This window comes from Ramlibacter tataouinensis (genome assembly GCF_001580455.1).
Taxonomy (GTDB): Bacteria; Pseudomonadota; Gammaproteobacteria; order Burkholderiales; family Burkholderiaceae_C; genus Ramlibacter; species Ramlibacter tataouinensis_B.
In genome coordinates this window covers 4674909-4688701 of the sequence record NZ_CP010951.1, presented here as the reverse complement: position 1 = coordinate 4688701, position 13793 = coordinate 4674909, and the positions used below count along the sequence as shown (strand labels likewise).

12 protein-coding genes are annotated in these 13793 nt (G+C 68.2%); 7 read left to right on the top strand and 5 right to left on the bottom strand.

Going from position 1 to position 13793, the window contains the following annotated elements; genetic code table 11:
• Nucleotides 1-23: 23 nt before the first annotated feature.
• The gene (locus tag UC35_RS21815) at nt 24-284 is read right to left on the bottom strand and encodes a hypothetical protein (RefSeq protein ID WP_145979573.1); all 261 of its coding nucleotides are present in this window, start codon (nt 282-284) and stop codon (nt 24-26) included.
• A 144-nt stretch (nt 285-428) separates the two neighbouring features.
• Entirely contained in the window at nt 429-2696 is a 2268-nt protein-coding gene (locus tag UC35_RS21810; RefSeq protein ID WP_061503402.1) for an arginine/lysine/ornithine decarboxylase, read from the bottom strand.
• 140 nt (nt 2697-2836) lie between these two features.
• On the opposite strand from UC35_RS21810, the gene UC35_RS21805 reads away from it, so the two are divergent.
• Nucleotides 2837-3262, top strand: a complete 426-nt coding sequence (locus UC35_RS21805; protein WP_061503401.1) for an NfeD family protein — start codon at nt 2837-2839, stop codon at nt 3260-3262.
• 10 nt (nt 3263-3272) lie between these two features.
• On the top strand, nt 3273-4190 hold the full coding sequence (locus UC35_RS21800; protein WP_061503400.1) for an SPFH domain-containing protein: 918 nt from the start codon (nt 3273-3275) through the stop codon (nt 4188-4190).
• Nucleotides 4191-4202: 12 nt separating this feature from the next.
• On the opposite strand, the gene UC35_RS21795 is transcribed toward UC35_RS21800, so the two are convergent.
• Nucleotides 4203-4967 carry a Crp/Fnr family transcriptional regulator gene (locus UC35_RS21795; RefSeq protein ID WP_082793437.1) on the bottom strand — a complete coding sequence of 255 codons (765 nt, stop codon included), beginning with the start codon at nt 4965-4967 and terminating at the stop codon, nt 4203-4205.
• A gap of 327 nt (nt 4968-5294) precedes the next feature.
• Here UC35_RS21795 and UC35_RS21790 point away from each other — a divergent pair, with 327 nt between their 5' ends.
• Nucleotides 5295-5996 carry a sensor histidine kinase gene (locus UC35_RS21790; RefSeq protein WP_158513951.1) on the top strand — a complete coding sequence of 234 codons (702 nt, stop codon included), beginning with the start codon at nt 5295-5297 and terminating at the stop codon, nt 5994-5996.
• Between the two features lie 37 nt (nt 5997-6033).
• Here UC35_RS21790 and UC35_RS21785 read toward each other — a convergent pair whose 3' ends face one another.
• Nucleotides 6034-7353, bottom strand: coding sequence for a histidine kinase dimerization/phospho-acceptor domain-containing protein (locus tag UC35_RS21785; protein WP_061503398.1), 1320 nt, complete (start codon nt 7351-7353; stop codon nt 6034-6036).
• Nucleotides 7350-8033 (bottom strand): response regulator transcription factor, encoded by a 684-nt coding sequence (locus UC35_RS21780; RefSeq protein ID WP_061503397.1) that lies wholly within the window; start codon nt 8031-8033, stop codon nt 7350-7352. Before UC35_RS21780 ends, UC35_RS21785 begins: the two co-directional genes overlap by 4 nt.
• A 62-nt stretch (nt 8034-8095) precedes the next feature.
• On the opposite strand from UC35_RS21780, the gene UC35_RS21775 reads away from it, so the two are divergent.
• The 4 genes from UC35_RS21775 (at nt 8096) to UC35_RS21760 (ending at nt 13784) form a co-directional block, all read left to right on the top strand.
• Nucleotides 8096-9820, top strand: a complete 1725-nt coding sequence (locus tag UC35_RS21775) for a phosphoethanolamine transferase (RefSeq protein ID WP_061503396.1) — start codon at nt 8096-8098, stop codon at nt 9818-9820.
• Between the two features lie 132 nt (nt 9821-9952).
• Entirely contained in the window at nt 9953-11086 is a 1134-nt protein-coding gene (locus tag UC35_RS21770; protein WP_061503395.1) for an AI-2E family transporter, read from the top strand.
• Entirely contained in the window at nt 11083-12651 is a 1569-nt protein-coding gene (locus UC35_RS21765) for an efflux transporter outer membrane subunit (protein ID WP_227820403.1), read from the top strand. The genes UC35_RS21770 and UC35_RS21765 overlap by 4 nt, the downstream gene beginning before the upstream one ends.
• Complete coding sequence (locus UC35_RS21760; protein WP_082793436.1) at nt 12648-13784, top strand: HlyD family secretion protein; 1137 nt, start codon at nt 12648-12650, stop codon at nt 13782-13784. Before UC35_RS21765 ends, UC35_RS21760 begins: the two co-directional genes overlap by 4 nt.
• Nucleotides 13785-13793: the final 9 nt, after the last annotated feature.

The following is a 13793-nucleotide window of genomic DNA, read 5'->3' as shown; positions in this document are numbered from 1 at the left end:
GAGCCTTGGATTATTCCCTGAGCTCACAGCGCCGCGGCGCCGGAGGCGGCGACCTTGGCAATCCCGGAGGTGTCACGGCGGCCGACGACCTCGACCCTCGGCAATGTCACGTAGGTCGCGTTGATGGCGCCACTGCTGGCGTGTACCGCGACCCGGCTCTGGCCCTCGGCGTAGACCCAGCCGGCCGCCAGCGCGGCGGCCACGGCCAAGGCGATGGCCAGCCGGATGGCGGTGGACACCAGGGGCTGCGGCGCAGGCGAAAAACCGGTTGCGATCGTTCTCATTTTTTTCTCCTTGACCGGCCGGGGTGGCCGTTGGAGCGAACTTTAGAGAGCGATCGGGCGTCGGTCGTCCGGCATGCGATGAACCGCAGCCCGGCGCGACGAACTGCCGGAAGAAGGGATGAAGCGCGCCCGGGACGGGGGCAGCTAGGCCTTGACGCAGTCGGCGAAGTAGCGCACGCGACCGTCCTCGCCGGTCTCTTCGACCAGGCCGTGGATGTCGGTCTCGAATCCCGGGCACAGCGAGTTGAACTCGCGCGAGAACTTCAGGTAGTCGACGATCTTCTTGTTGAAGACCTCGCCAGGGATGAGCAGCGGGATGCCGGGTGGGTACGGCGTCACCAGCGAGGTGGTGATCCGGCCTTCCAGTTCGTCGATCTCCACCCGTTCGGTCTTGCGGTGGGCGATGTAGGCGAAGGCGTCGCTCGGCTTCATGGCCGGCGTCAGGTCCGACAGGTACATGTCAGTGGTCAGGCGCGCAATGTCGTACTTGGCATACAGCTCATGCACGTGCTGGCACAGGTCGGCCAACCCCATGCGCTCGTAGCGCGGGAACTGCTGGCAGAACTCGGGCAGGATGCGCCACATCGGCTGGTTGCGCTGGTAGTCGTCCTTGAACTGCTGCAGGGCCGTCAGCAGCGTGTTCCAGCGGCCCTTGGTGATGCCGATGGTGAACATGATGAAGAAGCTGTAGAGCCCGGTCTTCTCCACGATGATCCCGTGCTCGGCCAGGAAGCGCGTGACGATGCTGGCGGGGATGCCGGTCTTGGCGAACTTGCCGTTGAGGTCCAGGCCCGGGGTGACGATGGTGGACTTGATCGGGTCCAGCATGTTGAAGCCCTCGGCCAGGTTGCCGAAGCCGTGCCATTTGGCCGTGCGGGCCTCGCCCTTGATGATCCAGTCGTCCGCGCGGCCGATGCCCTCCTCGGCCAGGTGGTCGGGACCCCACACCTTGAACCACCAGTCGCCCTTGCCGTAGTCCTCGTCGACCTTGCGCATGGCGCGCCGGAAGTCCAGCGCTTCCACGATCGACTCCGCGACCAGGGCCGTGCCGCCGGGTGGCTCCATCATCGCCGCGGCCACGTCGCAGCTGGCGATGATCGAGTACTGCGGGCTGGTCGAGGTGTGCATCAGGTACGCCTCGTTGAACAGGTGCCGGTCGAGCTTGCGGTTCTGCGAGTCCTGCACCAGCACATGGCTGGCCTGGCTGATGCCCGCCAGCAGTTTGTGCGTCGACTGGGTGGCGAAGGTCAGCGACTCCCGGGGCCGTGTGCGGTACTTGCCCATGGCGTGGTAGCCGCCGTAGAACGGGTGGAAGGCCGCGTGCGGCAGCCAGGCCTCGTCGAAGTGAAGTGTGTCGACGTAGCCATCGAGCATCTTCTTGATGGTCTCGGTGTTGTACAGCACGCCGTCGTAAGTGGACTGCGTCAGCGTCATGACGCGCGGCTTGACGCGCTCGGCGTCCACGCCCTGCAGCAGCGGGTTGGCGGCGATCTTCGCCCGGATGTTGGCCGGCTCGAACTCGCTCTGCGGGATCGGCCCGATGATGCCGAAATGGTTGCGCGTGGGCTTGAGGAACACCGGGATGGACCCGGTCATGATGATCGCGTGCAGGATCGACTTGTGGCAGTTGCGGTCCACCACCACCACGTCGCCGGGCGCCACCGTGTGGTGCCACACCATCTTGTTCGAGGTGGACGTGCCGTTGGTGACGAAGAAGCAGTGGTCGGCGTTGAAGATGCGCGCCGCATTGCGCTCGCTGGCCGCCACCGGGCCGGTGTGGTCCAGCAACTGGCCGAGTTCGTCCACCGCGTTGCAGACGTCGGCGCGCAGCATGTTCTCGCCGAAGAACTGGTGGAACATCTGGCCCACCGGGCTTTTGAGAAAGGCCACGCCCCCCGAATGGCCCGGGCAGTGCCACGAATAGGACCCGTCCTCCGCGTAATCGAGCAGCGCCCGGAAGAACGGCGGCTGGATGCCCTCGAGGTAGGACTTGGCCTCGCGGATGATGTGCCGCGCCATGAACTCCGGCGTGTCCTCGTACATGTGGATGAAGCCGTGCAGCTCACGCAGGACGTCGTTGGGCAGGTGGCGCGAAGTCTTGGTCTCGCCGTAGACGTAGATCGGCACGTCGGCGTTCTTGCGACGCACCTCCTCGATGAAGTTGCGCAGGTTCAGCACCGCCGGGTCGAGGTCGGGGCCGGGCGTGAACTCCTCGTCGTCGATGGACAGGATGAAGGCGCTGGCCCGGCTTTGCTGCTGCGCGAACTGCGACAGGTCGCCATAGCTGGTCACCCCCAGCACCTCCATCCCCTCGGACTCGATGGCCTGCGCCAGCGCGCGGATTCCCAGGCCCGAAGTGTTTTCGGAGCGATAGTCCTCGTCAATGATGACGATGGGAAAGCGGAATTTCATGGGGAGCGCCCCTCCAGGGCGGGGGAAAAAGCGAACGGCAGGCGCGAAGTGTATGCAAGAACGGTGACGCGCTCTTGCATGGACGCCGATTTCACCCAAAATGTGGCTCAGTCAATACGCAAGGGCTACAAGGAGGGGGCATGCTGGATTCGACCGTCTGGTGGGTGCTCACGGGCGCGGCCGTCGCCGTTGAGCTGGCCACGGGCACTTTCTACCTGCTGATGCTGGCCATCGGGCTGGCGGCCGGTGCGCTGGCCGCGCACACGGGCGGATCCGTCCCGGCGCAGCTTGTGGCTGCGGCCATCGTCGGCGGCGGCGCGGTCACCGGGCTCTACCTGCAGCGCCGCGGGCGCCCGGCGGCGCAGGACGCGGCCTCGAACCGCGATGTGAACCTCGACGTGGGCGAGACCGTGCAGGTTGAGGCCTGGCAGCCTGACGGCACTGCCGTCGTGCGCTACCGCGGCGCGAACTGGACGGTGGTCGCCGCCCCGGGGTCGGGGCATGACCGCGGCGCGCACCGCGTGCGCGAGGTCGTCGGCAGCCGGCTTGTGGTCGAAAAAATCTAGGAGGGAACTCATGACAATCGCACTGGTCTTGTTCGTCATCGCCGTCATCTTCGTGGTGCGGTCGGTCAAGGTCGTCCCGCAACAGCACGCCTGGGTGGTCGAGCGTCTCGGCCGCTACCACGCAACGCTCACGCCAGGCCTGAACTTCCTGATCCCCTTCATCGACAGCGTCGCCTACAAGCACAGCCTGAAGGAGATCCCGCTGGACGTGCCCAGCCAGGTCTGCATCACCCGCGACAACACCCAACTGCAGGTGGACGGCATCCTGTACTTCCAGGTGACCGACCCGATGCGCGCCAGCTACGGCTCCTCCAACTACATCGTCGCCGTGACGCAGCTCGCCCAGACTTCGCTGCGCAGCGTGATCGGCAAGCTGGAGCTGGACAAGACCTTCGAGGAACGCGACATCATCAACGCGCAGGTGGTGCAGGCCATCGACGAGGCGGCGCTCAACTGGGGCGTCAAGGTGCTGCGCTACGAGATCAAGGACCTGACGCCGCCCAAGGAAATCCTGCACGCCATGCAGGCGCAGATCACCGCCGAGCGTGAAAAGCGCGCCCTGATCGCCACGTCTGAAGGCACGCGCCAGCAGCAGATCAACCTGGCGGAGGGCGAGCGCCAAGCCTTCATCGCCAAGTCGGAGGGCGAGAAACAGGCCCAGATCAACAGGGCCCAGGGCGAGGCTGCGGCGATCCTGGCCGTGGCCGAGGCCACGGCAGAGGCCATCCGCAAGGTGGCCGAATCGATCCGCCAGCCGGGCGGCGAGCAGGCGGTGCAGCTCAAGGTCGCGGAGCGGGCCGTGGACGCCTACAGCAGCGTCGCTGCCGACGCGACCACGACGCTGATCGTTCCCAGCAACATGACCGAGGTGGCCGCGCTGGTCAGCTCGGCGATGCGCATGCTGCAGGCCGGCCGGCCCGCTGCCTGAGGCAAGCGGGGTTCAGATGATGTGCAGCGGCGGCGGCAACAGCCGGGCGTATTCTTTCCTGATCGCCCCGTAGCATTCGCAGGCGCTGTGTTCCAGCGCGCCGCGGTCAAGCACCTGAATATGCCCGCGGCGTGACTGGATCACGCCGCGAGTCTGGAGTCTGCGCGCCGCCTCGGTCACGGTCTCGCGCCGCACCCCCAGCATGGAGGCGATCAGTTCCTGGGTCGCCCGCACTTCGGGCCCTTCCACCCGGTCCAGTGCAAGCAGCAGCCAGCGGCAGATCTGCTGCTCCGGCGAATGGTGTCGGTTGCACACGGCGATCTGCGACATCTGCGCGATCAGCGCCTGCGTGTGCCGCAGCAACAGTCGCATCACCGCCCCACCGCGCTCGAACTCCGTGGCAACCACTTCGGCCGGAAGCCGGGCTGCCAGCCCGCCCGACTGCAGCTGCGAGCGCGTGCGCGAAATGCCGCCGCCCATGAAGCCGGGCACACCCACGATCCCTTCCGCGCCGACCACGGCGATCTGCGCGCTGGCGCCATCGGCCAGGACGTGCATGAGCGACACCACGCAGTTGGCCGGGAAATAGACGTAGTGCAGCACGTCGCCGGGCTCGTAGAGCACCGTGCCCGAAGGCACCTCCACGAATTCCAGAAGGGCTTGCCATTGCTGCCACACCGGCTCGGGCAAGGAGGCGAGCACCCGGTTGCTCCGCGCTTCCTCAGCCAACACGTGGGGCAGGCGGCGCAATTGCAGAGGAATACGCTGCGTGGGCATGTTTCTTTTAAACCTCCCGTGCACGCACTTTGGCACACATACAGGGTAAGTCCGATCTCTTTCAGGAAGATTACACCCTGCAACAAGCGGAACAAAGCGATATGCTGAAAGGTGTGCAGACGCACAGACCGAACCGTTGTGTCGAAAGCATCCTACGTGTCTGATCAGGGAAATCGCACAATGCAAAGCCTTCGCCTGGACCGGCTCTTCAGAACCGTTTCCTGGCGCGCCGTGGACCCGGAGATTCCGGGGTCGTCGCGTCCGGTGCCGCTTGCGCCTTCCGAATCGGCGACACCTCGCGCCATCAACGACTCCGGATGGATGAGCTTGGATCCATCCAGCTCCGCCGTGGGCATGGCTACGGTCGCGCATGAGCTGCGCAACGCGCTCACCCCCCTGTCCAACGCGGTCGAGATCATGGGGGGCGGCCGAGCCGATGCCGCCGTCCTGGCGCGCACCCTCCAGATGGCTCGCCAGCAGATCAAGCACATGAACCGCCTGGTGAGCGACCTGGTCGACACCGCCAAGCTCGCCAACGGCCGGGTCGAACTGGAACTCGTCGACTCCACCATGCAGGAGATCGTCCAGGAAGCAGCGCGCGCCTGCAGCGACTCCGCCACGCGGCACCGGCACAAGCTCACACTGGAAATGCCCCGCGAGCCCCTGCATGTGCGCGCGGACCTCGACCGCATCGCCCAGGTCCTGGCCAACCTGCTGGGGAACGCCATCAAGTACACCCCCGCGCGCGGCCGCATTGCCGTCACCGTGTGGAAGGACGAGGCCTGGGCCTGCGTGCGCATCGCCGACAACGGCATCGGGATCGATCCCGAGCAGCTCGACAGCGTCTTCGGCATGTTCTGGCAGCAACCGCGCGGCCACGACCTGTCGGAAGGCGGCATGGGGATCGGCCTGACGCTGGTCCGCAGCCTGGTCGAGCTCCAGGGCGGCACCGTCACGGCCTATAGCGCCGGCCGCGACCAGGGCAGCACGTTCACCGTGCGACTGCCGTTGTTGCGGCCCGCCTCCTGAATCATCGTTTCCCGCCGGGCGCGGGCGCCATCAGGCATCAACCGAAGACCAGCCGGTAGCAACTGCCGCCAGCCGCGCCAGGCAGCGCCTGGAAGCTGGCGCCATGGATTTCGGCGACCTTCTGCACGACCTTGTGGCCCAGCTTGAGGCGAAGGGCCGGCGTGGGACGCGCGCTGTCTTCCGCCCGCTCGGCGGGCGGCTCGTCGCGGACCTCCAGGCAATGCCCGGCCGCATCGACGTGCACCTCCACCAGCGTGCCGGGCGGCGTGTGCGACAGCGCGTTCTCGATCAGGTTGCGCAGCGCCAGCTCCAGCAGCACCGGATGGCCGTGCAACGCCAGCGTCTCCCCCTTCAGCGCGAGCTGCCGGCCCGCGGCCTCGGCTTCGGGCGCCAGTTGGGCGACCACCTGCGCCGCCAGGGCATGGAGCTCGACCGGCTCGGCGGCCTCCTGGAACGCGACGCGGTCGGCCCGGGCCAGCGCGAGCAGGTGCGAGATCACGTCCGCGGCGCGTTGCGCATCCTGCTCCAGCCGCGCCTGCGAGCGAACGCGCTCCGGCCCTTCCGGCAAGTCGCGCAAGGCGCGGGCCTGCAGGCGCAGCGACGCCAGCGGCGTGCGCAGCTCGTGGGCGAACTCGTTGGCCAAGGCGCGCTCCCGGATCAGGGCGCCGTTGTAGCGGCCGACCAGGGTGTTGATGGCTGCCGCGATCTCGCGCAGCTCCTCATGGGGCGCCGGGGTCTCCAGCGGCTTCGCATGGTGGATGTCCATCGAGCGCACGTCGCGCGACAGGGCATAGAGCGGCCGCAGGCCGCGCATGATCGCCAGGCCCAGCACCAGGGCGATGACCGGCAGCACCCACAGGGCCGGCTCGATGATCTGCCCGGCGATGTCCTGCGCCAGCTCGTCGCGTTCCGCGAGGGACAGCAGCACCGTGACCTTGCGCAAGTGGCCTTCGTCCCAGCGCGAGAAGGTGCGCCACGGTGCGGCCGGCGCGCCCAGCTTGAGGGTGGCGAAGCCTTCCGGCGTGTCGAATCCGGGCGTTGCGGCATCCCCCAGGCGGGCCAGCAGCCGGCCATTCGCGTCCCACACGGCCACGCTGAGGGACTGCTGGTAGTCGTGGGCCTTGAGGCTGTCGTGGACGACGCGGGGCCGCAGCGGCTCCCGCTCGGACAGCTCGCCATGAAGGGCCAACAGCAGCGCCGCGACGCTGGCCAGGTGCCCGTCGGTGAGTTCGTCGGCCTCGTGCTCCCCAGCGGCGTAGCCGACGGCGATGAAGCTGGTCCACACCAGAAGGAAGGCGACCAGGACCCAGCCGAGCAGGTGGCGCGTGAGCGTCCTCGTCGTGAAAATTCGCTTCATGCGGCGTCCGCCGGCGTGAAGTAGCCCACGCCCCGCACCGTCCGGATCACGTCCTCGCCCAGCTTGCGGCGGAGGTGGTGTACATGCACCTCGATCGCATTGCTTTCCAGCGCGTCATCCCAGCTGTAGAGGCGCGCTTCGAGTTGCGCGCGGGAGAGCACGCGCGGCCGCGCCTCCAGCAGCGCCAACAGCACGCCGAACTCGCGCGCCGACAGCGCCACGGCCTGCCCGCTCCGATGCACGGTCCGTGCCGCGGGATCGACCACCAGGTCGCCGTGCACGAGCTGGGGCTGCGCCCGTCCCGATGCGCGCCGGCGCAAGGCCCGGACCCGCGCCGCCAGCTCGTCGGGGTCGAATGGCTTGGTCAGGTAGTCGTCCGCACCGCCGTCCAGCGTCTGGATGCGGGATGCCACTTCGTCACGCGCCGTCATGATCAGGGCAGGCGTCTGCGGATCGGGCAGGTGGCCTGCGGGCGCGGCGCGCAGCCTGGCCAGCAACTCACCACCCTCGCCGTCCGGCAGGCCCAGGTCGAGCAGCACGATGTCGACCGGTTCCGTCCGCAAGGCCGCCCAGCCTTCGGCCAGGGTGGTCACGGTGTCCACCGCCCAGCCCAGCCGCCCAAGGTGCAGGGCCAGCCCCTCGGCGATGCCTTCGTCATCCTCAACAACCAACGCGCGCATGGGGGGCATTTTCCGGCATCCCCTTAAGAAAGCGTTAAGCACCACTGCAGAGCATACGGTGCATGGTTTTTTCCCGCCTGACCCCGGGGCTGCTGTTGCCCCGCCAGGAATCCGCCGTCAGTGGCGGGGTGGTCCTTCGTCCGGCCCCGGTCATCCTTCTGGGCGCTGCATGGATGGCCACCGTGTGCAACCTGCCCCTTTGGCGCGCCTTGCACGAAACCGGGCTGCTGCGCGGGGCCGCCGGCGTGGGCCTGGCGATGGCCCTGTCGCTGGCGCTGTTCGGCGTGTTGTCAGCCCTGTTGTCGCTGTTGGCGTGGCGCTGGACGCTCAAGCCCGCCCTGACGCTGCTACTGGTGCTGGCGGCCGGCGGCGCCTACTTCATGGAGACCTACCACATCGTGATCGACCCGACGATGTGGACCAATGTGCTGCAGACCGATGCGCGCGAGGCGTCCGCGCTCATCGGCCTGCGCTGGGCCGCCTGGATGATCGTCCTGGCCGGACTGCCGCTGGCCTTTCTCTGGCGCGGACGCATCACGTACGCGGCGCCTCACTGGCAAGCCGTGCGCAACGCCTGCGGCATCGCCTGCGGACTGGCGCTGGCCGCAGCCGCCGTGCTGGCAGCCTTCCAGCCGCTCGCCTCCGCGATGCGGAATCACAAGGAATTGCGCTACCTGATCAACCCGCTCAACACCCTTTATGCGGCGGGCAGCCAGGCCGCCGTGGGCGCGCGCCGCAAGGCCAACTCGCCGCCGCTGCCGGTGGGGCAGGACGCCTACCTGGCCGCCGCCGGCACGCGGCCGGCCCTGCTGCTGCTCGTGCTGGGCGAAACGGCGCGCGCGGACCACTTTTCGCTTAATGGCTACGCGCGCCCGACCAACCCGGAACTGGCCCGGGAGGACGTCGTGAGCTGGCGCAACGCCTGGTCCTGCGGGACCAATACCGCGGCTTCGGTACCGTGCATGTTCTCCCATCTCGGTCGCGACAGGTTCGGCGCTGCGAACGTGGCCAGCGAGAACCTGCTCGATGTGCTGCAGCATGCCGGCCTGGCAGTGCTTTGGGTGGACAACCAGGCGGGCTGCAAGGGGGTCTGCGACCGTGTGCCGCATGGCACGACCGAAGCCAAAGCCGCGCCGGACCTGTGCCGGGACGGCGAATGCCAGGATGAAGCGCTGCTGCGCGGGCTGGACGCCAGGATCCAGGCGCTGCCGCCCGAGCGGCGGGCCCACGGCGTGGTCGTGGTGCTGCACCAGATGGGCAGCCACGGGCCCGCCTACTCGCAGCGCTCGCCCAGCGCGTACAAGCGTTTCCTGCCGGAGTGCACCAGCATCAACCTCCAGGACTGCAGCGCCGACGAACTGCGCAACGCCTACGACAACTCCCTCCTGTACACCGACCATGTGCTTGCCTCGGCCATCCATTGGCTGAAAGCGCGCGAAGCCAGCCACGACACTGCCCTGCTCTATGTCGCCGACCACGGTGAGTCCCTGGGCGAGAACAACCTTTACCTGCACGGCCTGCCCTATTCGATCGCGCCGGACGTGCAGAAGCACGTGCCCTGGGTCACCTGGCTGTCGGCCTCGTTCCAGCATGACCAGGGCATCAATGCGCCCTGCCTGCGCGAGCGCGCCGTCGCCCCGGTCTCGCACGACAACCTCTTCCACTCGGTGCTCGGGCTGATGAGCGTGCGCACCGGCGTATATGCGCCCGCGCTGGATGCGTATGCGGGCTGCAGGACGGCGCCAGGCGGCATTGACGGTCCGCTTGCGAGGATGGCCGCGCACTGAAGCCAGGACGGCCAGGCGTTCCGCTGGAGCGCCTGGTCGCGCGCGGAATACGCCACGGCGTTGCTGCGTGTGGCGCCTCATAAGACCAAGGTCCAATACGCCCTTTGTGGCCGCTGGAGTACACGGTCAGCGGTGGACACCGACGACACCTTCGAACATCGCTTGGCCAGCCGACTGCTGGACGTACTGATCCGTGCCGGCCTGATCGTGGTGCTGGCGCTCCTGTGCTACCAGGTCTTCTCGCCCTTCCTGTCCCTGATGGTCTGGGCGGTGATCCTGGCCGTCACGCTGTATCCGCTACAACGGGCCCTGGCACGCAGGATGGGCGGCCGGATGGGTTGGGCCGCCACCCTGGTGACGCTGCTTGGCATCGCGCTGATCGTCGCGCCCACGGCGGTGCTGCTCAACTCGACCGGCGACTCGGTCAAGCGCCTGATCGATGGCGTCCAGCAGAACACGCTGCAGGTTCCGCCGCCGCGCGAGAGCGTCGCGGCGTGGCCGGTGGTCGGCGGGAAGATCCATGAGGTCTGGGAAAAGGCCCACGCCGACCTGCCGGCGCTGGTGCAGAGCCTGCAGCCGAAGATCGGCGAACTGGCCCGGGCCGCGCTCGCCATGGTCGCGGCCATCGGCGGCGGCATCCTGAAGTTCATCGCCGCCTTGATCGTGGCGGGCATCATGATGGCCTTCGGCGAGTCCGGCGCGCGAGGATGCCGGGCGATCTTCGTGCGTGTGTTCGGTGAGGCGCGGGGCGACGAGTTCACGCGCCTGTCGGTGGCGACGGTCCGGGCCGTCGCCCAAGGCGTGATCGGCATCGCCTTCATCCAGGCGCTGGCCGTCGGCCTGTGCCTGCTGGCCGCCAAGGTGCCACTGGCGGGAATCCTGTCGGGGGTGGTCCTCGTTCTCGGCATCGCCCAGATCCCGGCGCTGATCGTCACGCTGCCGGCCATTGCCTACCTCTGGATGAGCGGCAACTACGACACGGTCCCGGCTGTCGTCTTTTCGGTGCTGCTGTTCATCGCGGGCATGGCCGACAACGTGCTCAAGCCGCTGATGCTCGGCCGGGGCGTCGATGCGCCCATGCCGGTGATCCTTATCGGCGCGCTCGGCGGGCTGGCGACCGCGGGCATCCTGGGCCTGTTCGTTGGCGCAACCCTGTTGGCGCTGGGCTACCAGATCTTCATGGGCTGGGTGAGCGCCCATCCTCAGAACAAGCCTGCGGGCAGTGAAGCCGAGATGTCGAAAGTCGAGTCCACGCTCACCGAGTGACGCAGCCGCCGGTGAATGCGATGCGCGGCCTGAGTCACTTGTCGGCGTTGCCGGTGGCGCTGTGGCTCGCGGGGTGCACGACGGTCGGGCCGGACTTCGCGCGGCCGCAGGTGCCATGGCTTGAGCAGTGGTCCGGAGGGACCTGGCGCTCGATTGCCGACACCGCGCCTCGTGGCGGCCCTGCGCGCAACGACGAGTGGTGGCGCACCTTCGGCGACCCGGCGCTCGAACGGCTGGTGGTCGAGGCGCAGCGCGCCAACCCGAACGTGCGCACCGCCGGCCTGCGCATCATGGAGGCACGGGCTCTCCTTGGCATCGCCGGCAGCGGGATGTACCCGCAGCTCCAGCAGGTCACTGCCCAGACGCTGCGCACCAACAGGACCGGCGGCGTCGGGGGCGGCGACGCGTTCTGGTCCACCGGGGTCGGCTTCGACCTCGCCTGGGAAATCGACTTCTGGGGCAAGTTCAGGCGCGGCATCGAGTCGGCCGACGCCGCTTACTTCGCCAGCATCGCGCAGTACGACGATGTCCAGGTGCTGGTGGCCGCCCAAACGGCGAGCCTCTATGCCTCGATCCGCACCATAGAGCTGCGCCTGGCCATCACGCATGAAAACGCTGCCATCCAGAAGCGCAGCCTGGAGATCACCGAGAGGCTGTTCCGCAGCGGCCAGGAATCGGAGCTCGATGTGCAACAGGCGCGCTCGCAATACCTGAGCACGCTGGCGACGATCCCCGAACTCGAGGGCACCCTGCGCCAGGCGCAGAACGCGCTCAGCATACTGATCGCACGCCCTCCCGGCGAACTGCCGGAATTGGCGGGCGGGCGCGCGAAGATTCCCGAGGCGGCGCTGGAAGCCATCGCCGAAATGCCGGCCGCGCTGCTGCGGCGGCGCCCCGACGTGCGTGCTGCCGAACTGCTGCTGGCGGCCCAGTCGGCACAGATCGGCGTCAGCCAGGCGGCGTTGTACCCGTCGATTGCCCTCGCAGGGTCCGTCGGGCTGTCGTCCACTTCGCCCGGCTCGGCCAACAACACCCGCAGCTGGGTCATCGGCCCGACGCTGGTGTGGAATGTGTTCGACCACGGCCGGTTGAAAAACCAGGTGCTGGTCCAGGATGCGCGCTTCCAGCAGCTCTACGAGCAGTACCAGGACGTGGTGCTGCGCGCCGCGCGCGAACTGGACGACGCGGCCACGGGCTTTGCCTACAACCGCGCCCAGGTCGACGTCCTGCGGGATGCGGTGCAGGCGGCGCGCCGGTCGCTGGACATTGCGATGCTGCAGTATCGCGAAGGGTTGGTCGACTTCCAGCGCGTGCTCGATTCGCAAGGGGCGCTGTTCAGCCGGCAGGAGCGGCTGGTTGCCAGTTTGGGCGGCGTCGCCCAGAACCTGGTCACCGTGTACAAGGCGCTGGGCGGCGGCTGGCAGGCAGCCCGCACACGGCCGGTGCTCGACGAAACGACCCAGTCCGCGATGGAAGGGCGCAGCGACTGGAAGTCCTTGCTGCAGGCTCCCCTGCCCCCTGCCGCGACCGAGTTCCTGCAGCCGCTTCCCACGGACATGCGATGAGCCAAGAGGGCACTCCCCCGCCGGTCCCACCGTCTGCCGGCGCCCCTGCCCCGCCTTCGGGACGAGGCACGCGCCTGGGCGCCGCCGTCATCGGCGGGCTGATCGTGGCCAGCCTCCTGCTCTACATCGTCGCCGACCGGTGGACGCCCAGCACCTCGCAGGCGCGCCTGCAAGCCTTTGTCGTACCGGTGGCGGCGGAGGTCGCCGGCAAGGTGACCGCAGTGCACATCCGCAACAACGACGAAGTCCAACCCGGGCAGGCCTTGTTCGAGATCGACCCGCAGCCCTACCGGATCGCGCAGGAGAGCGCGCGCGCCAGCCTCGAATCGGTGCGCAGCTCCGTCCAGGGATCGGCAGCGGGGGTCGATTCGGCGCGCGCATCGCTCGCCGTGGCCGAGGCCGGCCGCGACATCGCCGAGCGCGACGCCGGCCGCCTCGAAAAGCTTTACCAGGAAGACCCGGGGGCGATCTCGGTGCGCCGGCTCGAGATGGCGCAGTCCACCCGCGACGAAGCACGCAGCAAGGTGCACAAGGCACGGGCCGACCTGCGCAAGGCGCGGGAGGCGGCCGGCAGCAGCGGCGACGACAACTCGCAGTTGCGCAGCGCGATGGCGGCGATCGAGAAGGCGGAGTTGGACCTGCGGCGCACACGCGTGCTCGCGCCGGCGCGCGGGGTGGTCACCGACCTGCAAACCGATGTCGGCCACTTCGTGCAACCCGGTGCGGCCGTGATGACGCTGATCGCCGTTCACGACCTGTGGATCAGCGCCGACCTGACCGAGAACAACATTGGCCACGTCGATCCCGGCGATGAAGTCGCGATCGTTCTTGACGTGTTGCCGGGCGAAGTGCTGAAGGGGCGCGTGCGCAGCGTCGGCGGCGGTGTCGGCAGCGGCGGCAAGTCCGCCCCGCCGGGCGCGTTGCCGGTGGTGGAGAACAGCCGAGACTGGCTGCGCCAGGCGCAGCGCATTCCGGTGGCGGTGGAGTTCGACCCCGCCGAGTTGCGCCGGCTAGCGAAGGCGCGCATTGGCGGGCAGGCCGATGTCCTGGTCTACACCGGCGACCATCCCCTGATGAATGCGCTGGCCGCGTTCTACATGCGCGTGATCAGCTGGCTGAGCTTTCTCTACTAGGACCTGTCC

Excerpts from the sequence above, each read along its gene's own strand:
- UC35_RS21805 (WP_061503401.1), top strand. The coding sequence starts at position 2,837 with ATGCTGGATTCGACCGTCTGGTGGGTGCTCACGGGCGCGGCCGTCGCC.
- UC35_RS21775 (WP_061503396.1), top strand. The coding sequence starts at position 8,096 with ATGGTTTTTTCCCGCCTGACCCCGGGGCTGCTGTTGCCCCGCCAGGAA.
- UC35_RS21815 (WP_145979573.1), bottom strand. The coding sequence starts at position 284 with ATGAGAACGATCGCAACCGGTTTTTCGCCTGCGCCGCAGCCCCTGGTG.
- UC35_RS21785 (WP_061503398.1), bottom strand. The coding sequence starts at position 7,353 with ATGAAGCGAATTTTCACGACGAGGACGCTCACGCGCCACCTGCTCGGC.
- UC35_RS21810 (WP_061503402.1), bottom strand. The coding sequence starts at position 2,696 with ATGAAATTCCGCTTTCCCATCGTCATCATTGACGAGGACTATCGCTCC.
- UC35_RS21800 (WP_061503400.1), top strand. The coding sequence starts at position 3,273 with ATGACAATCGCACTGGTCTTGTTCGTCATCGCCGTCATCTTCGTGGTG.
- UC35_RS21780 (WP_061503397.1), bottom strand. The coding sequence starts at position 8,033 with ATGCGCGCGTTGGTTGTTGAGGATGACGAAGGCATCGCCGAGGGGCTG.
- UC35_RS21760 (WP_082793436.1), top strand. The coding sequence starts at position 12,648 with ATGAGCCAAGAGGGCACTCCCCCGCCGGTCCCACCGTCTGCCGGCGCC.
- UC35_RS21795 (WP_082793437.1), bottom strand. The coding sequence starts at position 4,967 with ATGCCCACGCAGCGTATTCCTCTGCAATTGCGCCGCCTGCCCCACGTG.